Annotated in this window: 23 protein-coding genes; 18 read left to right on the top strand and 5 right to left on the bottom strand. The window is 59.7% G+C overall.

Annotated features, from left to right (window positions below; genetic code table 11):
* The first annotated feature begins 245 nt into the window (after nucleotides 1-245).
* The 14 genes from G9Q80_RS11920 (at nucleotide 246) to G9Q80_RS11855 (ending at nucleotide 11,728) form a co-directional block, all read left to right on the top strand.
* Nucleotides 246-581, top strand: coding sequence for a hypothetical protein (locus tag G9Q80_RS11920; RefSeq protein WP_088716870.1), 336 nt, complete (start codon nucleotides 246-248; stop codon nucleotides 579-581).
* Nucleotides 582-624: 43 nt separating this feature from the next.
* Nucleotides 625-1,251 (top strand): lytic transglycosylase domain-containing protein, encoded by a 627-nt coding sequence (locus tag G9Q80_RS11915; protein ID WP_074647465.1) that lies wholly within the window; start codon nucleotides 625-627, stop codon nucleotides 1,249-1,251.
* Entirely contained in the window at nucleotides 1,248-1,538 is a 291-nt protein-coding gene (locus G9Q80_RS11910; RefSeq protein WP_074647466.1) for a TrbC/VirB2 family protein, read from the top strand. Before G9Q80_RS11915 ends, G9Q80_RS11910 begins: the two co-directional genes overlap by 4 nt.
* Nucleotides 1,539-1,550: 12 nt before the next feature.
* Nucleotides 1,551-1,829, top strand: a complete 279-nt coding sequence (locus G9Q80_RS11905) for a VirB3 family type IV secretion system protein (protein ID WP_074647467.1) — start codon at nucleotides 1,551-1,553, stop codon at nucleotides 1,827-1,829.
* On the top strand, nucleotides 1,819-4,182 hold the full coding sequence (locus tag G9Q80_RS11900) for a VirB4 family type IV secretion/conjugal transfer ATPase (RefSeq protein ID WP_074647468.1): 2,364 nt from the start codon (nucleotides 1,819-1,821) through the stop codon (nucleotides 4,180-4,182). Before G9Q80_RS11905 ends, G9Q80_RS11900 begins: the two co-directional genes overlap by 11 nt.
* Nucleotides 4,183-4,395: 213 nt before the next feature.
* Nucleotides 4,396-5,541 carry a lytic transglycosylase domain-containing protein gene (locus G9Q80_RS11895; protein ID WP_088716869.1) on the top strand — a complete coding sequence of 382 codons (1,146 nt, stop codon included), beginning with the start codon at nucleotides 4,396-4,398 and terminating at the stop codon, nucleotides 5,539-5,541.
* Nucleotides 5,541-6,389, top strand: a complete 849-nt coding sequence (locus tag G9Q80_RS11890) for a type IV secretion system protein (RefSeq protein ID WP_231017864.1) — start codon at nucleotides 5,541-5,543, stop codon at nucleotides 6,387-6,389. Before G9Q80_RS11895 ends, G9Q80_RS11890 begins: the two co-directional genes overlap by 1 nt.
* 13 nt (nucleotides 6,390-6,402) lie before the next feature.
* Nucleotides 6,403-7,056 (top strand): VirB8 family type IV secretion system protein, encoded by a 654-nt coding sequence (locus G9Q80_RS11885; RefSeq protein ID WP_088716868.1) that lies wholly within the window; start codon nucleotides 6,403-6,405, stop codon nucleotides 7,054-7,056.
* Between the two features lie 7 nt (nucleotides 7,057-7,063).
* Complete coding sequence (locus G9Q80_RS11880; protein WP_231017867.1) at nucleotides 7,064-7,759, top strand: TrbG/VirB9 family P-type conjugative transfer protein; 696 nt, start codon at nucleotides 7,064-7,066, stop codon at nucleotides 7,757-7,759.
* Nucleotides 7,756-9,069: a TraB/TrbI/VirB10 family type IV secretion system protein gene (locus G9Q80_RS11875; RefSeq protein ID WP_088716866.1), complete on the top strand. Its 1,314-nt coding sequence runs from the start codon at nucleotides 7,756-7,758 to the stop codon at nucleotides 9,067-9,069. Before G9Q80_RS11880 ends, G9Q80_RS11875 begins: the two co-directional genes overlap by 4 nt.
* Nucleotides 9,070-10,065 (top strand): ATPase, T2SS/T4P/T4SS family, encoded by a 996-nt coding sequence (locus G9Q80_RS11870; RefSeq protein WP_088716865.1) that lies wholly within the window; start codon nucleotides 9,070-9,072, stop codon nucleotides 10,063-10,065.
* Complete coding sequence (locus tag G9Q80_RS11865) at nucleotides 10,052-10,261, top strand: hypothetical protein (protein WP_127562613.1); 210 nt, start codon at nucleotides 10,052-10,054, stop codon at nucleotides 10,259-10,261. The genes G9Q80_RS11870 and G9Q80_RS11865 overlap by 14 nt, the downstream gene beginning before the upstream one ends.
* Nucleotides 10,258-10,650: a hypothetical protein gene (locus tag G9Q80_RS11860; RefSeq protein ID WP_127562612.1), complete on the top strand. Its 393-nt coding sequence runs from the start codon at nucleotides 10,258-10,260 to the stop codon at nucleotides 10,648-10,650. Before G9Q80_RS11865 ends, G9Q80_RS11860 begins: the two co-directional genes overlap by 4 nt.
* 7 nt (nucleotides 10,651-10,657) lie before the next feature.
* Complete coding sequence (locus G9Q80_RS11855) at nucleotides 10,658-11,728, top strand: TrbL/VirB6 family protein (protein ID WP_088716864.1); 1,071 nt, start codon at nucleotides 10,658-10,660, stop codon at nucleotides 11,726-11,728.
* 53 nt (nucleotides 11,729-11,781) lie between these two features.
* Here G9Q80_RS11855 and G9Q80_RS11850 read toward each other — a convergent pair whose 3' ends face one another.
* The 3 genes from G9Q80_RS11850 to G9Q80_RS11840 are packed head-to-tail and all read right to left on the bottom strand — an operon-like array spanning nucleotide 11,782 to nucleotide 17,195.
* Nucleotides 11,782-13,809, bottom strand: coding sequence for a type IV secretory system conjugative DNA transfer family protein (locus G9Q80_RS11850; RefSeq protein WP_088716863.1), 2,028 nt, complete (start codon nucleotides 13,807-13,809; stop codon nucleotides 11,782-11,784).
* On the bottom strand, nucleotides 13,802-16,624 hold the full coding sequence (locus G9Q80_RS28205) for a relaxase/mobilization nuclease domain-containing protein (RefSeq protein ID WP_088716862.1): 2,823 nt from the start codon (nucleotides 16,622-16,624) through the stop codon (nucleotides 13,802-13,804). Before G9Q80_RS28205 ends, G9Q80_RS11850 begins: the two co-directional genes overlap by 8 nt.
* Complete coding sequence (locus tag G9Q80_RS11840) at nucleotides 16,611-17,195, bottom strand: ribbon-helix-helix domain-containing protein (protein WP_231017863.1); 585 nt, start codon at nucleotides 17,193-17,195, stop codon at nucleotides 16,611-16,613. The genes G9Q80_RS28205 and G9Q80_RS11840 overlap by 14 nt, the downstream gene beginning before the upstream one ends.
* A 625-nt stretch (nucleotides 17,196-17,820) precedes the next feature.
* On the opposite strand from G9Q80_RS11840, the gene G9Q80_RS11835 reads away from it, so the two are divergent.
* From G9Q80_RS11835 to G9Q80_RS11820, 4 genes are all read left to right on the top strand, one after another.
* A complete protein-coding gene (locus tag G9Q80_RS11835) occupies nucleotides 17,821-18,534 on the top strand; it encodes an AAA family ATPase (protein ID WP_088716861.1) in 714 nt (237 codons plus the stop codon).
* Entirely contained in the window at nucleotides 18,534-19,169 is a 636-nt protein-coding gene (locus tag G9Q80_RS11830) for a hypothetical protein (protein WP_127562611.1), read from the top strand. The genes G9Q80_RS11835 and G9Q80_RS11830 overlap by 1 nt, the downstream gene beginning before the upstream one ends.
* 400 nt (nucleotides 19,170-19,569) lie before the next feature.
* The gene (locus G9Q80_RS11825) at nucleotides 19,570-19,794 is read left to right on the top strand and encodes a hypothetical protein (protein ID WP_127562609.1); all 225 of its coding nucleotides are present in this window, start codon (nucleotides 19,570-19,572) and stop codon (nucleotides 19,792-19,794) included.
* 110 nt (nucleotides 19,795-19,904) lie between these two features.
* Nucleotides 19,905-20,267, top strand: coding sequence for a hypothetical protein (locus G9Q80_RS11820; protein WP_127562608.1), 363 nt, complete (start codon nucleotides 19,905-19,907; stop codon nucleotides 20,265-20,267).
* A 133-nt stretch (nucleotides 20,268-20,400) separates the two neighbouring features.
* Here the strand turns inward: G9Q80_RS11820 and G9Q80_RS11815 are convergent, their stop codons facing one another.
* Both G9Q80_RS11815 and G9Q80_RS11810 read right to left on the bottom strand, forming a co-directional pair.
* Nucleotides 20,401-20,580, bottom strand: a complete 180-nt coding sequence (locus G9Q80_RS11815; RefSeq protein ID WP_088716857.1) for a hypothetical protein — start codon at nucleotides 20,578-20,580, stop codon at nucleotides 20,401-20,403.
* Complete coding sequence (locus G9Q80_RS11810; RefSeq protein ID WP_088716856.1) at nucleotides 20,577-21,482, bottom strand: ArdC family protein; 906 nt, start codon at nucleotides 21,480-21,482, stop codon at nucleotides 20,577-20,579. The genes G9Q80_RS11815 and G9Q80_RS11810 overlap by 4 nt, the downstream gene beginning before the upstream one ends.
* Nucleotides 21,483-21,691: the final 209 nt, after the last annotated feature.

Here is a 21,691-nt window from a genome sequence, read left to right as displayed (position 1 = left end):
ATAAGCATGTAGGCCGGTAGCTGCGTTCTCGGCATCCTGCGCTGTCCCTTTAGATCACTTGGGAATTTGGTTGGTGATGTGTATTGGTGCCTTAGAGCAGAACTTTCTGCGAGGCGCAACATTACAATGTTGCGCCCCATCTTATAATGTCGTAGGACTGAAGAGCCCGAGAAGGGTTCACGGTCCGTTAACCAGAAGGGAAAGCGCCGATCGTGAGGACAGACCTAAACAAAGAAGCGCCTAATGTGGTTACAGAGACGCAATTCAGGGTCCTCTTGCAGCAGGGGTATCAAGCTGAGGTTGTATGTAAAACCCCAGCGTTCCGAAAAAATGCAGTCTGGTATGGGGAGTGGTTCATCCGGGCTGTCACCGAAGACAGATCGGTTGAGAAGCTGCTTGTGCCGGGGCGTCGCTGGAACAAGCAGGAAGAGGAAATCCAATTGCGGCTCTTCAAGACCGCGAACGGCCTCATCTCCTTCCTCGAAGGGTTTGGCTTCGATCCGATCCACATCCCCCTGCGAAAAGGGGGCCGCGCCCTCCACGTTCTGCCGAACGGCAACACGCTATCTGACGACGACTAGCGCCGCTCTGGCGCTGTCCTGCACCGTTGCTCTGGCTCAGGGCATGGTGCTGGTGATGGAGGGCGATGGATCGCTTCGACCCTCCACCCCGCAAACCAACTTCGCCCGAAATTACAATGATGGTGTCGGCCAAGGATCGGCTTCCGACGAGCTGACGCTGTTCGGCCGTGACCGGGATGCAGCCGAGGAAGGGGACGGTTCGTTCCGGGTGGCTGCTGTGGCGCCTCGCGCCGTGGCACCCCGACCCGCGATCCTGAATGCCATCGACCAGACCGCCCTTCGCTACGCGAGCCATCCGGCTTTGCGCCGCGCGAACATCAGCGTGACCGAATGGCGGCTGCTCTATCAAGCGAACATTGAAATTGAGAGTGCCTACAACCCGAGCGCCCGAAGCCATGTTGGCGCGATCGGGTTGGGGCAGCTCATGCCAGCGACGGCGGCCAATCTCGGCGTCGATCCCCACGACTGGCAACAGAACCTCGACGGGTCTGCTCGGTATCTCCTGATGATGCTGGCCCGCTTTGGGGACGCTCGACTTGCTTTGGCCGCCTACAACGCGGGCCCCGAGGCGGTGGAGCGGCATGGCGGCATCCCACCCTATCGGGAGACGCAAAACCACGTCAGCCGCGTGCTGGCAGTTTTCAACAGGCTCGAAGGAGAACATTCATGAAGCCTAATCTTAACGTCTTCGTCGCGCTCTGCGGGGTTCTGCTGATGCTGGCAGAACCCGCTCTGGCGCAAAGCATCGACCTATCGCCAGTCCAGGATGTGCTTCAGGGCATCGTGGACGCGATCACCGGCCCCCTTGGGATCGTGATCGGCACGCTGGCGCTGATCGGTGTTTTCCTGTCGTGGCTCTTCGGCATTCTCGATTTCCGTCAGGCCATGTGGGTTGTGGTGGCAATCGCGGGTATCGCTGCCGCACCGACCATCGTTTCCGCAATCTGGTCTTCGTAAGGAGCTGGCACGATGGCGGAACAGTCTCGTCTTTTCCTTGGCCTTGTCCGGCCTCCCAAACTTCTCGGGCTGCCGATCATGTATGCGATGGTCTGGCTTTTCGGGTCTGTTCTGATCTTCGTCTGGCTTCAGCATTGGGCAGTCGCGGCTATCGCGGCGGCTGCCTATCCCCTGCTGTGGAAGGCGGCGGATTGGGACGAAAATTTCCTCGACGTGGTGGTGACGGCCTTGCAGGTCACGCGCCCGACCCTCAATCGCAAAATCCACGGCGGAGACAGCTATGCCCCGTGATACGAATTATGACCCCCGGTCCCTGCTGCCTGGCTGGTTCGGGCGTGAAGTGAAGCTCGCCTCGATGCTGCCCTATATCAGCCTCGTTGACGACAAGACCGTGCGGACGCGGGGCAATGAACTATTTCAGTGCATCCGTCTGGACGGGGTGAACAGCAACACCACCGACGACGAATATCTGGACCGCACACGGGCGCTCTTTGCGTCCGTGGTCGCGCGGATCGGGCCGGAATGCTCGTTCTATGTCCACAAAGTTTCAAAAGCGATCACGCCCGATCTTGTTCCGGTCGAAGGCGATAGCTTCGCCGCGGCTGTGGATCGTCGCTGGCGGCAGGCTCTCGGTCAGCGCCATTTGCGGGACAAGACGCTGACGCTTACCGTCATGAACCGCCCGGCTGTCGGCTCTAAGCTGCCGCTGCGCGCGGCCAAGTCGGCCGAGCTGCTGCGGGCGCAAACGGAAAAGCGGATGGGCAGGCTTCAGGAGGTTGTTCGCTTCCTTATGTCGTCCTTCGCAGACATGAACCCCCGGCTGCTCAATGAGCCTTCGGGCGAGCTTCTTGGCTTCCTGGGCGCGTTGAACACTGGCCAAGAGCTGCCGCTGTATCGCGGTGCCCGCACGACAATCGTTGCCGAAAATGTGGCGAACACGCGCGTCACCTTCAAAGGCGACAAGTTCTTTCTGTCCGATGGGGCAACCGGCCCGCGCATCGGCTCGATCTTCGCGGTGAAGGACTATCCCGAGAAGACGCATTGCACGATGTTCGATGAGCTGAGCCTGCCGGTCGATATGATCGTGACGCACAGCTTCACCCCCATCAACAGCAACTGGATGGCAGGGCGGATCAAGCGGCAGATGCGGCTTCGGGCCTCGGCTAACGATGGCGCCGTGTCGCTGCTCGAAGAGCTGCCGACCGCGCTCGATGATCTTGAATCGAAGCGTCTGAGCTTTGGCGATCACCATATGTCGGTGGCCGTGTTCGCGGACAGCGAAGAAAAGCTGGCAAATATCGGCGGCGAGATCAAGAACACGGCCTCGACCGAAGGTGTGAACCTGATTGCAGAAGGCTTCGCCAGCGCCACCCATTTCTTTGCCCAACACCCCGGCAACGGGCACGCGCGGAGCCGAAAGGGGGCGGTGACGAACCGGAATTTCGCGGACTTCGCCGCGTTCCATCGGACACCGCTCGGCAAGACAGCGGACCAGGTGCCGTGGGGCAAGGTTATCACCATGTTTCCCACACCGGAACGCTCGGCATTCTCCTTCAACTACCATGAACAAGGCTCCCCGGACAAAGAGCCGACCGGCGGTCACACGCTGATCCTTGGGCGTCCTGGCTCGGGGAAGTCGGTTCTCTCGGCATTCCTGATGACGCAGGCCCGGCGGGCCGGGGCACGTCTTTTCGTGTTCGACTATCGCTTGGGCATGGAAATGGCGGTGCGCGCAAACGGTGGCCGCTATTCCTCGATCAAAGCCGGTGACGCGACGGGGCTCAACCCGCTGTGGACCGAGATTGACGAACGCGGGCAGGCATGGCTCTCCGACTGGCTGGCCTCGCTGATCCATCGTTCGGACAAGCCGCTGACCCCCGCGCAGACGAACCTTATTCAGCAAGTGGTTCGGCAGAACGCGACGGCCAGCGATGCGAACCTGCGCAACTGGCACGATCTGGCCTCGCTTTTTATCTCGGCCGATGATGGCGGTGATCTTCATGAGCGCCTGCAAGAATGGACTGCCGAGGGTCGATATGGCTGGATTTTCGGCCAGAACCGTGAAGATACGTTCTCACTCGACGGGGAAGTTGTTGGCTTCGATCTAACCGGCATTCTCGACAGCGAAAGCGAGAAAGAGCGGATGGCTGTGCTGTCCTACCTCTTCCGCCGCGTTGAGCGGGTTATCGAGGACCGCAAGCCAACCATCATTGTCATTGATGAGGCGTGGAAAGCTCTCGACAACGGCTATTTCGCTGAACGCCTCTCGAACTGGCTCGTGACGGCCCGGAAGCAAAATGCGGTCGTCGTGATGATGACGCAGTATGCCAGTCAGCTCGAACAGACGCGCACCGGCAAAACCATCGTTGAAGCGGTGCCAACGCAAATCCTTCTGCCGAACATCCGGGCCAAGGCATCGGACTACGCGATGCTGAACCTTCATGACAAGGAACTGGACGTGCTGCTCACGTCCAGCCCGGCGTCCCGCATGGGGCTGGTTCGAGATGACCAGGGATCGGTCGTCATCAATGCAGATTTGAGCGCCCTCGGGCCGCTCCTAACCGTCCTCGGCGGGATGGAAAAAGGTGAACAGTTGGTGGGTGCCGATTACCGCCAGCGTGAAGATTTTTGGAGGGTCGAATGAAACCTACTGCAATCCTGATTATGCTGACCGCTCTCGGTGTCGCTGGCTGTGCCGAGTATCGGCCGTCCGAAGCGAATTGTTTCGACACGGTGACGCGCAGCAGTCACAGCATGGCCTTCCTTCCTACGAGTGAACCGCAACCGCAGGCCCGGATTTCGACCAAATCAGCACCCTGCACCTTTACCGCGATCGGCGGCCCGGAGGGCCTTGGTGATGGGTAAGACGGCTGCACTGACGGCCATCGCCTTCCTGTGGGGAACCAGCGCGATCGCGCAGGGTGTCCCCACAGTGGACGGTAGCCTGATTATCAGAAACGAGGCGTCGAACGCTCATCGGGAAAGCGATCTCGCCACGCAGCGCGAAACGCTCGCGGTGCAGGAAGAGATTGCGGCAATCGAGCAAGAACAGCTCTCCATTCTGCAACAGATCCTCGACGCCCAAACCAGCCTCGGCGGCCAGGGCATTCCGGGCATGGTCTCCGCGTTGGAAGATGGGGCAGACCCCGAGGCGTCGGCCGATGTGGTCTATGACCCGGATGACAGCAACCCCAGCGCTGCGCAGATGTTCGGGGACGCGGCAAAGAACGTTGAAGAGCTGATTATCCAGGTCGCGCAGGAAACGCATGGCCGCTCGGGTGTCAATCAAGCGGGGTTCTCGGTCAGGGAATGGCGCTACATGTTGCAAGCTCTGATTTGGCAGGAAAGCCGGTTCTCCATCGGCGCACGGTCGCCGGTCGGGGCCTTTGGCCTGACGCAGATCATGCCCGGCACCGCCGGCGATCTCGGCATCTATCCCGAGTATTACGACAGCCCGTATTTGCAGGTTGAAGGCGGCGCTCGCTATCTGGCGCAGATGCTTGCCATGTTCGACGGCAACATCATCCACGCCCTCGCTGCCTACAACGCCGGTCCCGGCAACGTGCAGAACTATGGGGGAGTGCCGCCGTTCCAGGAAACGCAGCACTACGTTCAGGTGATCCCGGCGAAATACAACGAATATCTGGCGCGTGGCGGCGGCGGCGATGCCGTTGGCACCATCGACCCGGCGCTGCTCGCGAACTCGAACCTCTCCTTCACCGGCGCCGGGGCCAGTTTCTACGCGAACAACAGCATGGCAACGGTCGAAGCTGCCGCGCGACGACTTCAAAGCATCATCCAGCGGATCAGCGAAACCGAGGATGTGCAGGAGGCTATGGCGCTGAACACCTATGCCCGTGCCGAGTTTGGGCGGCTCAGCGCCATCATGGCCCGGCTCCTTGCGGCCAGGGCACGCCCGGCAAGCGCCGAGTCGATCGCGCTCGCGGCCGACCGCCAGCAAGAACAGCAATTCATGGACTTCAATATGGAGGATTTCGACTGATGAAACCGTCGATGAACATCAACGCGGTGATCCGCAAAATCGCAACCGCCGGTTTCCTCGGCCTCGGCCTCGCTGTTGCGCCCGTTTCGCTGCTCGGGACCACGGCACCGGCTGCCTATGCGCAAGGCGTTCCCACCGTGGACACGCAGAATATCGCGCAGGAAATCCGCCAGCTTCAGCAGATGATCGAAGATGAAATCCTTCAGAACGATCAACTGCTTCAGCTTCAGGAACAACTGACAACGCTGCAAGAGCAATACGCGCAACTTCAGGACACTTATGCCGCCCTGACAGGCCTCGCCGAGCTTCCCGAGATCATTTCGACGGAAATGGAAGACTGGCTGAACGGGCTGCTCGATCAAGAATTTGGCGACATTACCGGCACCATCGCCGCGATCCAGCAAGGCGATTGGAGCGGCCTTACTGGCTCCGGTTCCAGTCAAATCCGAACACAGATGGAGCAAGTTCTGGCCGAACACGGTTTCGATGAAGACACGCTTTCGGAAATGGCGAACAGCGGCAATGGCGGCGCGGAACGGGTTGCCACCCGAGCCACGACTGGCGCGATGGTCTCTGCCGCCGCACAGAACAGCTACACCGAAGCCGGGCAGTCGCTTGAGCGGATCGACCGCCTCGTGGACCTGACGGGTGACATGGAAACCCTGAAGGAAAGCATCGACCTCAACACGCGCGTCGTGGCTGAGAACGGCATCATTCTTGTCTCGATCATGCAGCTTCTCGCGGTTGGCACCGTGGGCGAGGGCCAGGCCGGCGTCATCGAAGCAGCGGATCGGGCGGAAGAAGATCGCTACATGGACTTCACCATGCCCGATCTTTCGGCAGACTAAGAGAGGCGGGCAAGTGGTTAAGGATCAAGAAATCATTGAGGAAGAGCTGATTTACGGTGCCCGTCGCCGTGAAAAGCTCTGGCAGAAGCTGGCCTTCGTCGGTTTGGGTTTCGGCGTGTTGGGATGCCTTGGAGGAATGGCGGTCGCGGTCCTCGATGTTGATCCTGCGCCGGTTGTCGTTCCCTACGACCCCAATTCCGGCATGGCCCTGCCGAATGCCTCTGTCGGGGCCGTGCGCGTCACCGAGAATCAGGCGGTCATTGAAGCTGCGGTCTTCCGCTATGTCACGCAGCGGGAGACTTACAACCAGCTCGACAATGACCTGCGCGTTCGCGGGGTGCTGGCAATGTCGGACGGCAACGCCGCTGCCTCGCTGCGCCAGCTCTGGAACAGCGCAAGCGAGAACTATCCGCCCAACGTCTACGGCCCGGATGCCCGGCTCGACGTTGAAATTCTGAGCATCAACCGGATCGGGGACAACCGGGCCACTGTGCGCCTTCGCAAGCGGCTCACGTCGCAGCAGGGCGTCCAAGCTGGCCTGTTCACGGTCACGTTGATGTTCGACTTCCGGCCCGAAGAGCGGCGGCAGATTGATGAGGTCTGGACGAACCCGTTCGGCTTTACCGTCACCGAATACGCAATTCGCTCGGACAGAATGGAGAACTGATATGAAGATGCTTAAAACCGGCCTTCTGTCCGTCGCTCTTGCCCTGGCAGTTGCTCCGGCCTTCGCGGAAAGCAACCCGAGAGCCGGAAGCCACGACAGCCGCGTTCGGATCGCAACCTACACCGATGGACAGGTCTACCGCCTTCGCGTCAGCCTGACCCATGTTACCAGTGTGGAGTTCGGTGAAGGGGAAACCATCCGCTCGATTATTGCTGGTGACACGGAAGGCTTTCAGCTCGACGGCGTTCCGGGTGGCCGTGCCTTCGCCGTGAAGCCCTTGGCTCGGGGTGTCCACACGAACATCACGGTCTATACGAACCGCCGCAGCTACTATTTCAACGTCACGGAATCGTCCTCCCCGACCTACTACGTTGTCCAATTCCGGTATCCGCAGGATCGAACGCGCCCGACGAACGCCGTCGCGCAAAGGGCACCGAATTACAACTATGCGGCGTCGGGGCGCTCGGAAATCACTCCGACAGCCGTGTGGGACGATGGGACATTCACCTATTTCCGCTTTGCTCCGAACGCCCCGGTCCCTGCGATCTTCCAGTATTCGGCAGGCCGCGAGCGAACGGTGAACAGTCAGCAGATCGAGGACGGCGTTCTTCGCGTGTCAGGGGTGAACCGCCAGTGGGTTTTGCGCCTGGGCGATACCGTCATCTGCATACAGGAAAATAGCGCCGGAGGAACCGGATCATGAGCGACGAAAAGGATCTTGAAGAGCGCCTGTCCGCGCTCGAAGCCGGAGGCGAAAGCGGGCCCAAGAAGGAACGACCGTCGCCCAAGGTGGCGTTGGCCGGTGTCGGCGCCATCGCGGCCATTGGCCTGATCGCATACCTGGCCCTGCCGTCTGATGAACCGGAAAACCCGCTGCCAACCGCGCGGCCTGCCGAGTTTCAGGAAGAGGGCGATGGCTTCGGTGCGATCGAGCCCTTCGTGCCCCCTGCCCCGCCTGAACCGGAGGTCGTCGAGGTAGAGAGCGAGATTGAGTCTGCGCTTCGGGCTCAGCTCGAAGCTCTTCAGGCTGAAATTGCAGAGCTGCGCGATGCGCCGGACGATGATGGTGAAGCGGCTGCGGCATTGGAGGCCCTAACGGCACAGGTAGCCGCGCTTCAGGAAGCATCGGATGCCGCAAGATCGGAATTTCAGGAAGAGTTGGCGGCTCGGGATCGCGAGCTTCGTCGCCTTCAATCTGAGCTCGAAATCGCGCGGCTCGATCAAGAAAATCCAATGGCACCGCCAAGCAATGAAGAGGACGCGCGACTTGCGGAACTGGAACGCCGGCGAGCGGAGGCGGCCGCGTTTCAAGAAGCCCGGATCAACTCGCCCATGATCGCCTTTGGCAACTCCGGTGCAGGGAGCGATGAAAGCGCCCTGTCGGAAAGAACGCTCGGAGAAGTGACAGATTTCGTTCTCAATGGCGCATCGCCTTCGCAGGTAACGCAGGCTGAGGTCATCGCCAACCCGTCGAACACGGTGGTTCAAGGCACGATGATCCAAGCCGTCACCGAAACGGCGCTGGACAGCTCTCTGCCGGGACAAATTCGGGCGATTATCTCGGAGGACGTGCATTCCTATGACGGGTCGCGCGTCCTGATCCCTCGCGGCTCTCGTCTGATCGGGCGCTATCGCTCGGGCCTCAATGTGGGCCAGCAACGTGTGACCGTCGCATGGGACAGGATCATTCTGCCGACGAACCAGACTGTCACCATCAGCTCGTTCGGTGGCGATGAGTTGGGCCGGTCGGGCGTAACGGGCTTTGTGGATACGCGCTTCGGTGAACGCTTCGGTTCTGCCGCCCTGATCTCGATCCTCGGCGCGGTGCCTGCGGTAGCAGCAAACCAGATTGATGACGAAGTATCCTCTGACATTGCTGAGGACGTTGGCGATGATCTGCAAGACGCGACCGACGATGTGATGAGCGATTACCTGTCACTCGGCCCGGTGATCTACGTCGATCAAGGTGCGCGGATCACCGTCATGGTGGATCGGGACGTGGAGATCTTCTGAATGACTTCCAGCTACCTCCAAGCATCGCTCGACAAGCTGCCTGACGCCATGCGGGATGATGTGATCGAGATTTGCATCAACCCGGATGGCCGGGTCTGGGGCGAATTTCAGGGCGATCACTTCATGCGCCTTCTCGATGCGTCCATGAGCCAGACGGAAATCCGCGACCTGGGCAACCAGATCGCGTCCGGGGCAAATACTAGGATCGGGAAAGAGAAGCCCATCGTCTCCGTAAGCATCGAGTATCGCGGCCGACCGATCCGGGCGCAGGTGATCCAACCGCCTGCCGTCCAGACAGGGCATTCGATCTCGTTGCGCTTCTTCTCTACCCTGCCGCTGGAAAAGATCGAGCTGAAGTATCTCTATGGTGCAGAACGCAGCCTTGAAGGCGTCCGCCAGGAACGGAACCGCGAGCTGCGCCAGGTCGTGAAGAGCGGCGACATTTACGCCGCGATCAAGTTCTGCGTCGAGAACAAAATGAACATGGTGGTTTCCGGCGGAACGTCCACTGGGAAAACCGTCGCGGCCAGGAAGATCCTCTCCTATGTCGGGGAAGATGAGCGCATCGTGACTATCGAGGAAGCGGCCGAGCTACTGCCGAACCAGCCGAATGTCGTAACGCTGATCGCGAACCGCGATGTGGAGACGCAATCCGCTGACACTCTTCTTACCTCCACGCTGCGGATGCGGCCTGATCGCATTGTCTTGGGTGAGGTTCGGGGGCGCGAGGCGATGACCTTCCTAGAGGCCATCAACACCGGGCACGGCGGCTCGATGACGACGCTCCACGCGGAAACGCCGCAATTGGCGGTTCAGCGCCTCGCCATCGCCGCCCTGAAGACGGATGTGCCGATGACCTATGCCGACATGATACAGTATATCGAAAGTTCGATAGACGTGATTATCCAGGCCGGGCGGCACAACGGCGACCGGGGTATAACGGAGTTCTACCTGCCGGGCAACGAAAGTGAGGACCAGAGCAATGAAAACCTTTGAAAACGAAGTGCTGACTTTCGACCCTCTGTCGGCAAAGAGCATGAAGTCCATGCCCGAAAAACTCAGGGAATGGGGACAAGCAGGCTTCAAGGTAGTCTCCGTGGTCCACGCCAGTGCGGAAGGGCGTGCTGGATCGAACATTCATGTATTCTTGACGCGTGAAAATGCTTCAGGGGAAAAGGAGGATGCGGCGTGATTAAAGCTATCAGCATCGCGGTCCTCGTTCTGGCCCCCGTCCCCGCCATTGCGCAATTCGTGCCCACGCTGGACAATGAACCCCGTGTGTGTCCGGAACAACCGCCCCGCCCTGACTGGATGGAGAATGCACATGTGCGGGACGCGCATAAGAACATCCTCGTTCAACAGATGTATCGAGCTCAAAGTTTGAATGCAGTTGTCGAAACTGGCGATTGTTCCTGTGAAACTCGCTTTCCCTCCTGGGATGCGGCTTCGGAATATTACTTTGAAAACTACGCCGGCCTCGACAGACACGAGATCCTTGAACGCACCTCGGAATACAGTCGAACGGCGAACGAGCTGAGGCCCGCAGCAAGATCAATTTGCGAAGAGCAAGGTAACTGGTGAGGGTCACATGAGCGTAGTAACCTTCTTCGTAGAGACGGCTGATAGCTTCCTGGAAGAAGCAGCCGAATCACAGTTCGGAGCTATAGCTGCGACCGTTGGAACTGTGATTGCCCTGTCCGCTACACTGATCGTAATCCTGATCTTCATAAACATGGCCTTTCAGGTTCGAAGTGTGGACGGGCGCACGTCATTCTGGCTTGCCGTGAAGATCGGATTGGTAGCGCTGTTTGCAACGAACTGGGCCCAATTCAACTATCTTGCAGACGGGATTCTCAACGGGATCGACAGCATCGCCGGGTCTCTAGTGGCCTCGGTAGGTGGCGGTGCGCCGGGGCCGTCTGGAACTTATGCGGAAGAATTTGACCAGCTCATCAACCGCATGGGCGAATACCTCAACGCGATCGGTGAGAACCTGAACTGGATGGCCGGGGCATTGATCGACACGCTTGGAATGTTCCTTCTCTCGGTTCTAGGCGCGATCGCAGCGTGGCTTGTGATGATGTCAAGGATGCTGATCTCGATCCTGATTGGCCTTGCTCCGATCATGATCTTCCTGACGCTTTTCGACGTTACGAAGGATTACTTTGCTCGGTGGCTGTCCACCCTGATCTCCTTTTCCATGTATCCGATCATCATCGCAGGCGTATTCTCGACCATCATCGGCGTTGCGAGCGCGCTGATCGACCGTCTCGGAGACCCCTCAAGCGCAGCAAACATCGGTGCCTTGCTGCCCTTCTTCATGATGATCCTGATGGGAAAAGGTTTCATTCTGGCGACCCCGTTTATCGCGCGCTCCCTATCTGGCAACATCGTCATGCCTGCCATGAATGCAGGGATGGGCGGCAGCTATCAGTTCGCCCGAGCTGCTATGGGAAGCCAACAAGCCCGAAACCGCTACCAAGTGGGAGCGGCTTCTACGGCGGAAGTGGTTGGCCTTCGGGCCAATGAATATGGGAGGCGAGCTATGGCCTCGATGCGGGGATCGCCGTCTTCGACGGGCGGAGGCACCCCACCATCGACCGGAACGGGTGCCAAGATGCAGCGCATGAAAGATCGAGCTGACCGCCTCGGAGATTGAAAAAGGCCCGCACAAGCGGGCCTTTTTCTTTGTGTTGGTCGGCAAGGACATCGCTACTCGGCCGCGGTTGCGCGTTCGCCTCCCTGCCCTTCCGTAAAACTTGCCTCGAACTCTGCCAGCTTTGCATCGGCATCACGCAACGCCTGCACGTCGGCATCGGAAACGTCGCCCGGCTCGGGCAGATCGAGCCTCTGCTGAACAGACAGGTCTAACTCGCGCTGGCGCTCGTCCATGTCCCGAGTCGCCTGCGTAGCCTGGGCGACAGCTTTGGACCGTTTGCGCTTCGACGTTTTCAGCTTTGCTCGATGAGGCTGATCGCTGGCCTCTTTCACGGAAAGGTTCTCGGCCGCCTCCTGCGGCGCAGCCGCCGGCGTCGGCTGCGCCTCGTCCTCCGGTTCTTCCGCAATCACCGGCTCGACGGCTTTCAAGGTCCGCTCAGGGAAAGGTAGCTCGCCCTTCTGTGCGCCGTGGATCGCCTTGAAAAACGGATCGTCGTAATACTGGATACGCTTTGCCCGGATCGGCATTTGGGCATCCACGACCATCACAATGTCATCGAGCGGCATCCGCCGCGCCTCATCTTCGGGCAACAGAGACGTTTCCTCGGTGCGTTCGGACATGCTGCGACCCTCGAAGGGGTTCCGACCAATCGACCGGGATCGCGTGACCACGCGCTTGGTCGTCTTGCCCACGGCCTTGCTCAGTTCTTCGACGGTCTTTTCATCGGAGGGCGTGAGGTAGAGCTTCACACCAGCGTTGCCCTGCAACGCCCTGCGGGTGTTCTCGCCATATATCTCGTCCAGCGCAGGGATCGTTTGCGTGACGATAGCCAAGTGCCCCTTGTAGGAGCGCAGCGTCTCGATGCTCTCGACCACGATGGGCATCTTCCCGAGGCGGTTGAACTCGTCCAGCATAATCATCACCGGCCAGGGTTCATCCTTGCCCGGCTCCTTGTCCTGAAGCGATGAAATCAGGTCGGAGAAGAACAGGCGGATCAGCGGGGCCATCGGCTTCACCATGTTCGGAGCGACGACCAGGTAGACGGTGAACGGCTTCTTGCGGATCGTCCGGAAATCGAAGTCCGATTCGATGGTGGCGGCGTCGATCGCCGGGTTGCTCCATTGATCGAGGCCCGAGGTCATCAACAGGGACACATAGGAGGTCAGCGTATCGTTGTTGGTGGATGCAAGCCGCTCGAAAATCAGCTTCGCAGCGTGGTTCCGAACCTCGTCCCGACGCTTCATGAACTCTTTCTGCTTATTGCCGCCGGACGCGCTGATCCGGTAGATTTCGCCCAAGGTGGGCCGCTTCCGCTCGAAGGCCAGAAGACCGGCTGCAACGAAGAGGTCGATACCGCCTTTCAGAAGCCCTTGGACACGATCACTGTCAGCTTGCAGGAAGAGCGAGGCGAGAAGCTGAAGCTCCATCTGCTTTCGGTCAGGATCGTCCAGCTCGAAGATCCTCAGCAGCGGGTTGTAGCGATGGCTGCGCCGGTCGTGCCAATCGGTCGGTGCAAAGCGGAACACCTTGTCGCCCTCCGACGCTCGATGCCGGGCCGTATGCTCAAAATTCTCCCCCTTCACGTCCAGGACCACGGCGGACCCTTTGAAGGTAAGAAGGTTCGGGATAACGAAGCCGGTGGTTTTCCCCCGCCCGGTCGGTGCGACGATCAATGCGTGGGGAAAAACCTTCGACGTGACGAGCTTTCCGCGCGACTTCGGCTTGCCCATCTTGCCCAGGATAAACCCTGTGCCGGGTTTACCGAAAAACCCGTTGCGGGCCATTTCAGCGGCCTTCTGCCAATGGGTGCGCCCGAAGCGGGTGAGTGCAGACCCGGACAGAACCGCGCTCAGAAGCATCCCGGCTAGGGCAAAGCCGCCGATGATGAGATTGACCTTCTCGAAGTCGTTGGGGCGGACGATCCGCATATCCAGGTAGTTCTGCGCCAGCCAGAAGAAGTCAATCTCAGCCGACAGCCCATAATCGCGAAACGTGAGGTAGGCAGTCGCAATCACATAGCCGACAGCGGCCGAAACCAGCGTCAGGAGGATTACGCCAACTGCGATCTTGCCCTTATCCATGCGTCTGCCCCTTTTCGCTGTGGCTCTGAACATGCTTCAGGCGCTGCGCATCGTATTCTTCATCGGCAATCTCGGAAATGACCTCGCGGGTGGCCTCGCTGTTGGCCGTCGCTTCATCCGATTGCAGATAGGCTTTCGCGGCGTAGAGCCGTTCCAGACGGTCATCAATGACGTTCTCCAAGGCATCTGCATCGCCTTCGCGCAATGCCTCGATCCGCTCGTCATCCAGCTCGCGTTCGATTTCCTCGCGATAGGCGCGGCCACTGGCCTCGTCTGCGAAGGTCGGGTTGATCTTGTCGTCACGTTCGTGAGCAATGACACGCTCGATCTCAGGACTGCGGCCGGCGCTGGTCAGTTCACGTTGCGCCGCCACCTCGGAAACCCGCTCACTGTCCCGAATGCTCATTGCCGTGGCGTAGGTCTGACCCAGACCCCGTGCAAGGTGATCGGGCATGTCCGGATACCGGGCCTTGAAGTCATCTGCGACAGTCGCCTTCACATCGGTGGATTCGTCAGCTCCGGCGGCGCGGGCCTCCGTCTCGATCCGGTCGTATAGGTCGTGATCGACAATCGTTTCCTGATAGGGCTGGTCACGATAGATCAGGTCCGGGGACGCTACGATTTCCGGCTTGTCTCGGAGATAATCGGCCTGCTCGCTTGCAATCCGCTCCCGCGCCATTGCCTCGATCCGGCCGTCCTCGGACATAGCCTGCACACGATCATAGCGCGTATCGAAGTCCTCCGATTGATCGGCTGACATAAGCTCGTCGCGGATGCGGCTGCTCATGCGATCAAGGCTGGCCTGCTCGATATGGGCCTGATGGGAAACCCCGCCCTCGTTGTCGGTCTCGACTTCGTAGGGGCGCATCGCATCATCGAACTCGCGCAAGCGATCCTGCTCGAACCGCTCTACTTCAGCACTGTAGCCCGCAAAATCCTCATGCTCATGCGAACGGAACTCGCGGGTATCCTCGCGCACCAACCCGTCGCGCATCTGCTCACCATATCTGTCAGCGGTGTCGCGCAACAAAGCATCGGCCCGGCGCTGATCTTCAACCGACATACCTCCTGCCGCGCGCTCTTTCGCCAGAGCCGTGAACGCCATGCCCAGCTCCGCGTTGGTGCTGACATTCGTGCGCCCCTGCGCCGCACGATCCCGCTCGATCACCAAAGGCTCGAATGTGGCATAGTCATTGTTTGGCCCATCGAAATTGTCACGAACCCCCTTCTCGACCTCGGCCACGGCCTCAGCCTCTCGTGCGGAAATGCCATCATTCTCAGCTCGAATTAAGGCGTCCTCGGTCCGCAGCTCATCGCTGACACGTTCCCGATAGACTTCATCGTTCGCCTGATCGCGCAGGAAGTCTTGATAATCCGGATCGTCCTCGAACACCCCATCGTCGCGCAGAACCTCGGCCCGTTCGAGCGCGGTCCCTAGCTGGACATGCACCTGGTCCAGCTTGTCCACCGCTTGTTGAAGATCTTCGCGCCGTTCGAGATTGAGCCCATCAGTCTCCGCGATGCGGCTCAAATCATCGGAAAGCCATTGGCGTTCCAGCGCAGCGTTATTCGCTGTGGTTTCGATCCGTGCGATGATCGTCTCGGACGAAATGCCTGTGCCACGCAAGGCCGTTTCGATCTGCGCCCTCGTCTCAGGCTCGCGCAGCCGCTCGACGGCATCGCGGTTCACATTGGTCTCGGAATAGACCCCATCGGCCGAAGGCGCATCAAGTAGCGTTTGCGAACGGGTGCCAAGAGGCTGCATGTGGGCAACCCCCCGATAGATTTCATTGAGACGCGCCTGCGCTTGGGGTCGCTGCACCTCGGGCGTGCTGGCAACCATCGCCTCAACGCGCTCCATCCGTGCGGCAAAGCTGCTTCTCAGATCATCAAAGGACTGTTCCTCGGCCATGTAAACTTCTCCATTCTGTTCAAGATGCCCGCCCCGTGCCATCATCTCACCGGCACGAAACAAGGCGTTTGCAATATCCTCACGGTTCTCGGCCGACGCCTCGGCGGCCAGTGAACGGTAAACCTTCGTATTGCTGGCGATCTCCGCCAGCGCGCGGTCCAGATCGCGCCCGACGCGGACACGTCCAACCGGCTCCCTGCCCTCTTCCTTGGCCGCGTAAACCTCCTTGGTGCGCGGCTGATATGTTACCACACCCCGATCCAAACGGCGCGTTGCTTCGAGACAAACACCATATTTTTCAGCCTCTTCGACCATCGCCGTGCGGAAGTCGTCGTAGTTGAAATGGTGATCCCGCCCCAGATAGAAGAACTCGCCCTCCTGGGACCGCCGGTTCAGGACGACATGGGCATGAGGATGAGCCCGATCCTCATGCACCGCGATCAGGTAGTCGAAATTGCGATCTTCCGTGGCGAAGAACCGCTCGCAAACGTCGCTGGCAATGTCTCGAACATCAGCCCCGCGCGTGCCAACGGGGAACGACATAAGCAGATGGGTCGTGTGCCCCATCTTCGGGTTGAAACCCTTGTCCCAACGCTCGGTGAAACGATCTGCCACGCTCTTGATCTCGTCGGCGCTCAACTGGCGCTTCCCATCGAGAACGCCACGGCTGTCCACGATATGCGAACTCTTGGTGGTCAGATACTCAAGCTGATTGACGAGCTGACCCCGCGTGTGTGTTCCGCCTGACCGGATTGCCTTGAAAACGGCCGCTCGATGCCCCGCCCCGGCACGGGCCATCTGCTGCCGCTTCTGACCCAGGCCCTGCATAGAGCCTCGAACCTTGCTCCACCCATCTTGGAAAAGCTCACCAGTGACGGCGGCAACCGCATTATTCTTCGCCATCTGCCAGCTCCTTCAAGGCGGCATTGACCGTCAATGTCAGGTGACTGCGGCGGCGCTCTGCTAGCGAATGAACCTGATCGGCAAAGTCCAGAACGAACCCGGCGAGGCTCCGCATCTGCGATAGACTGCCCGGCCCGAAGGGCGGTCGAAGGCCCTTCTTGTTCGCCTCGTTCATGCGCTTGGCGATCTGGGAGACGTTGTTACCCACACGATTCAGGGCTGCACGGAAGCTGCTCAGCTCAGAAGACAGGTGTTCATCGGGGATGAAAACGCCATTCGCACACTGGATCAGGCGGCGCAAACCATCCGATCTGCTGTTGATCCCGTTCTTGCTCAAGACGGCATCGAACGCGCGAAGCTCTTCTTCGGTAACGGTTACGCTGACCTGGCGCGTCCTGATGCTGCTTTCGCGGCGGCGCTCTTTTTCAGTCCGAACCGTGTAGTAGATCGCCCGTTCCGTCACCTTGAAGCGCGCCGCAAGTGCCTTTGCGGAAACGCCTTTTCCGCTCTCGCGGACGATGACGAGCCGTTCTTCACGGGTTAGACGGCGGCGCGACGACATACTGAACATACACTCCTTATTTCCTGCCACCTTCATACAGACGAATAGGCTTCGACGCAATCCGGGGATTGTGTCGAGTGTCGAAGCCGTTAAGTTCGGCTGTATTCCGCATTAGGCACGGCTAGCCCGTGCCGTGATCGAACCCTGGTTCGATCTGGGCCGCTCCGGCCCACCCCTCTAAAAATGCCCCGTGAGGCGCTAGAAGCGCCTCTCCGCACCCCTCCCCCTCAGAAGCCTCGGAAGCACCCTCAGCGAGCCGCTGCGGCGCTCCTGTGCGCCATGCCGTCCCCGACCGAAGCAGACAGTCCCAGCGAAAGGTCTGATTGCGATGAAGAAGAGAGGCAGCACGCCGGCCCTTTCGCCTCCTTAACGCTCCGCCCCGCACGCAACACGCAACACGTAACACGTAACAATGAACAGTTGCCACGCGACAAACAACACGCAACACGGAACATACCACAGGCAACAAGCGGCACTGGACACTGGACACTGGCCACTGGACACTGGATAATTAACACTTGACCCGCAACACGCAACAAGGGACAAGTAACAGGCGACAGTTGAAACGCGACAAGCGACAAGCGACAATCAGCCCGGAACACCGGACAAGCAACACTGAACATGAGGCCGAGCAATGCCGAACGAAAACATGAAAGTCATCACGGTCATGACACGCAAAGGCGGCGCCGGAAAGACGATGCTGACCCGTGCCCTGGCGAGTGCAGCTATGAACACAGGCAAGAAATGCCTTGTCCTAGATGCTGACCCGCAACAAGCCTTGTTTCGATGGGCTGAGAAGCTGAAGATCGAAGATCCGAATTTCACCATCGAAGAGCTGAAGTCACCCGAAGCATTCGAGGCGCGGGTGGATGCTGCCTGGGAAGAAGGGTCAACGGATTTCATCTTCGTTGACACGCTCGGGGCCGCTGGTGCTTGGGCCGACGATCTCGCGGCCTTCAGCGACATTCTTGTGGTGCCCATGATGCTGTCCAACGACGATATGGAAATCACGCAAGACACCCACAAATGGTATGTTGACCTCCGGGGAAGGACCGAAGATCCCGAAAACCTGCCGACCTTCCATGTCGTTCTTTCCAGCGTTCCCGCACGGATGAGTAAAACCGAACAGCAACTTGAGCTGGAAGCGGTTCAATCCTTCCCCGTCGTCCAGAACTACTTCATGGAGCGCAAACAGCATAAAGACGCCGCCAGCCTCGGATTTCTCCACTATCTCGCTGAGGCACGGCGCAACGATCCGAACCCTCTGCTCCGCACCCACGCAAAGCACTATGAAGAGGCTCTGGACGAAGCACTGGCGATCCTTCAGGACATTGGAGGGATCGCATAATGGCCCGAAAGCAACGCCCGAACATCAAGGGCTTCAACCCTGAATACACCACCAATTTCGGAACCACTCGCGAAAGCACCGGAACCTTCGCAGCGGAAATCCCGAAACCCTCCGCTCCGGCGGAACCGGCGGCTAAACAAACGCCAACTCCTCCGAAGCCCGATCCTGAAACCGACACGCCCTCTGCCAGCAAGCCTAAAGCTGACAAGCCCGCTCGCCCGCGCGTGGAGAAAGAGCGACAACCGCAGGCCCCAAAGGCACCAAAGCCCGCCGCAGAAAAACGGGAAACGCGCCTCGACGCTGCTGTGAAGGTCGATCAGGGCAAGAAACTCGATGCTCTGGAAGGGCAGGGGATCGCGGCCCGCGATGTGATCGTGCTTGCCGGACGCCGAGCAACGGCCAGGTTCGAGCTGAAGGCCAAATACATCGAAAAGCCCGAGGCAGATCGCCTCCCGATGCGTGAAGGCTACCACACAACGAAGCGGCTCCCCGCGAACATCCTGGACGATCTGCGCGAAAAGCATGATCCGCTTCGTCTCCAATCCGATAGCGCGATGGTGCGGGGCCAGTTCGAACCAGTGTTCTGGACCTGCCTTGATGAAGTCATCGAAGAGCTTCGACAGAAGAAAGATTAGAAGACGCGGCAAGCCGCGTCACGTTATTGCGTAGAAGGGGGAAGGAGTTTCGGCTTCCTTCCCCCTGAAGCAAAATAGACAGGGCCGTGTCCTCGGCTGCGCCTGCGGGCCGCACCACCCCTGTCGATTTTGCTTCACCCCCATCCTCTCACGCTCGCCGCTCGGCAGGGGTAAGCGAGCGCTTACCCTCCCTTCAATGATGAAGAAGGCGCGGGAACGGGGCGCTCCGTGGATCAAAAAAACGGAGTGAAAACCATGCCGAGGCAAAAAAGACTGGAAGCGAAAGCAATCAAGCGCATCCTCGATGCCAGGACGCGCGAAATCGTCGGATGGCTCTACGAGTGGAACACCGGCGAGATACTTCCGCGCTGGAAGGACGGGCGTAGGGAAAATGTCATCTATGAGTAAGACACCAATGTTTTCGCTGTCGGCCGAGGAAGACGGGCGAAGCCTTGGCACGGTCTACTCGACCAGCTCGAAGACCCTGCGCGAGTTTGGCGCGGCTTACATGCGCGATCCGAAGACGCGCGGGGAAATTACCTTGAAGAACCCCGAGGGGCGCGTGGTTGCCTCTTTCGACGTGTGGCAAGACAAATGGTCGGAAACCGCCGAAACCTTTGAATAATCTTCCCTTTTTGTTCTCAAAATGCTAGGCTGGCTCCCAAAAGGAGGCAGCCTATGCAGTTTCATAAAGCATTGATTTGCAGCACAATTATTCTGACGGCATCGCCCGCTGTGGCAAGTGCCTGGGAACATGAGCATGAACGCGGGGTCGATCTCTACCGCACGGAGAATGCGGGCATGGTGGTCTCGCTGGTTTGTGATCCGAACACGGTTTACGGGACCTCGGAAAGCGCCGTCCTGATCGAAGCCGGCAACAACCCCGACCTGTCGGCCGAGGTGGGCTTCAGCTTTCCCGATGGCAACAGGATCGGCGCGGCAATGGTGCATGGGCGCTACGGAAAAGCGACGGCCAACCCCGTGGAATGGGAAACTCTGATCGCCGGATTCCGCGCGCATCAGACAGTCACGGTTATGATTGGCGACAGCTCGACCGAGGTTGAGCTTGGCGATCCCATGCCCTTCACCTGCCTCTGACCTTGCGCCTGCGAAAGCAGGCTCGGCGCGAAGCGCCGGGCGGGGCCGGGGCCGCGCGCAAGCGTGGCCCCGGCCCCGTCAAACATAGCACCAGGGCAAAGGAAACCCCCGCCGGGGGCAGGGGCTGACAGGTTCAAAGCTCGACGCCGGGGCGCAGATTGCCGTCTTGGTCCAGCCATTGCCGCGCCTCGGCGCAAGCGTAGCAGATGCAAGAGCCCTCGCCCTCGATCGCCACCGGCGCGAAATAGACCGGCGGGTTTATCCTGCCGCATTTGCGGCAGGACAGGCGGGGCAGGGTGTGGGGGCCGCTCATGCGGCCACCTGCTTTTCACCCTCGGATACGCGGGCCTTTTCGTTGATGTAGTCCACGGCCTTCTGTGCCTCGGCAGCAGCCTTGAAAATCATTTCCTTGTCGGATTTCAGGGCCTCAAGCCATCCTTCGACATAGGCCGCGCTCTGGTCAAACTGCGGCTCGACGCCAAGCTGAACGGCAAGGAAACATGCGCCGATCTCCGCGACCAGCTCGTCAAAGGCGTATTCCTTCCGGTTCGCACGGGCCTTCTGAGTGGCAAGGCGCTTTTCACCGCAAGCCCAATGGGTCAGTTCGTGGGCAAGTGTCCCATAGTATCCGGCGGCGCTGTAAAACGTCGCAATCGGAGGCATATGGATGTGGTCTTTCGTCGGATGGAAATAGGCGCGCGGTTCCTCCGTGGTGATGATTTCCGCCCCGCTGCGGGCAAAGAAAGCGTCAAGTTCGGCGTCGGCCTCGGTGCCAAGATCGCGGGGCGGTTCCGGGCGGATGTAATAGGCTTCCGGCAAGCCCTCGATCTGGTCGGCATTGAAAACATTGTTGGTCTTGGCAAACCGGATGCGGCGCTTGCCGTCCTCGCCCACTGCCGCGTTCTCGTCCTCGCGTTCAATCGAGCCATAGAAAACAGATTTCGTCGCCTTCTCGCCCTTCTTCACGCAACCGCCAAGCTCAAGGGCCTGTTTGAAGGTCATCCAGCGCGCGGAATTGTAGCCGCGAACATGCGCCGTCGCCCAAAGCATCAGAATGTTGATGCCTTGATAGGAATCGCCATTGTGCCGCAAGGGAAAGCTCGCGCCGCTCATGTCGCCCGTCCACGGCTTGCGCCACGGCGGGGTGCCCGCCTCGATCTGCGCAATGATCGTGTCGGTGACGTGCTGCTTGATGTCAAAACGCTCTTTAGCCATATCTGGCCTCCTTGTGGTGATGCCCTATCGGTCTGGTGCCGAAAATTGGGGCGGGGTTTCTGGCGAGGTCCGCTGCAAGCGGCCCTCTCCTGAAAGCCTGCCTCCCGGCGAGGGCAGGAGGGGGGCCCGCGCAAGCTCCATGACAAGGAAGGGGGGGAGGGGGATCACCCGGCCACGCAGCTCGGCCCCCGGCCGAGACCGTGGTTGGG

The sequence above is a fragment of the Mameliella sp. LZ-28 genome (assembly GCF_012274245.1).
GTDB lineage: Bacteria > Pseudomonadota > Alphaproteobacteria > Rhodobacterales > Rhodobacteraceae > Antarctobacter > Antarctobacter albus.
This window is presented reverse-complemented; position numbering and strand designations above follow the sequence as displayed.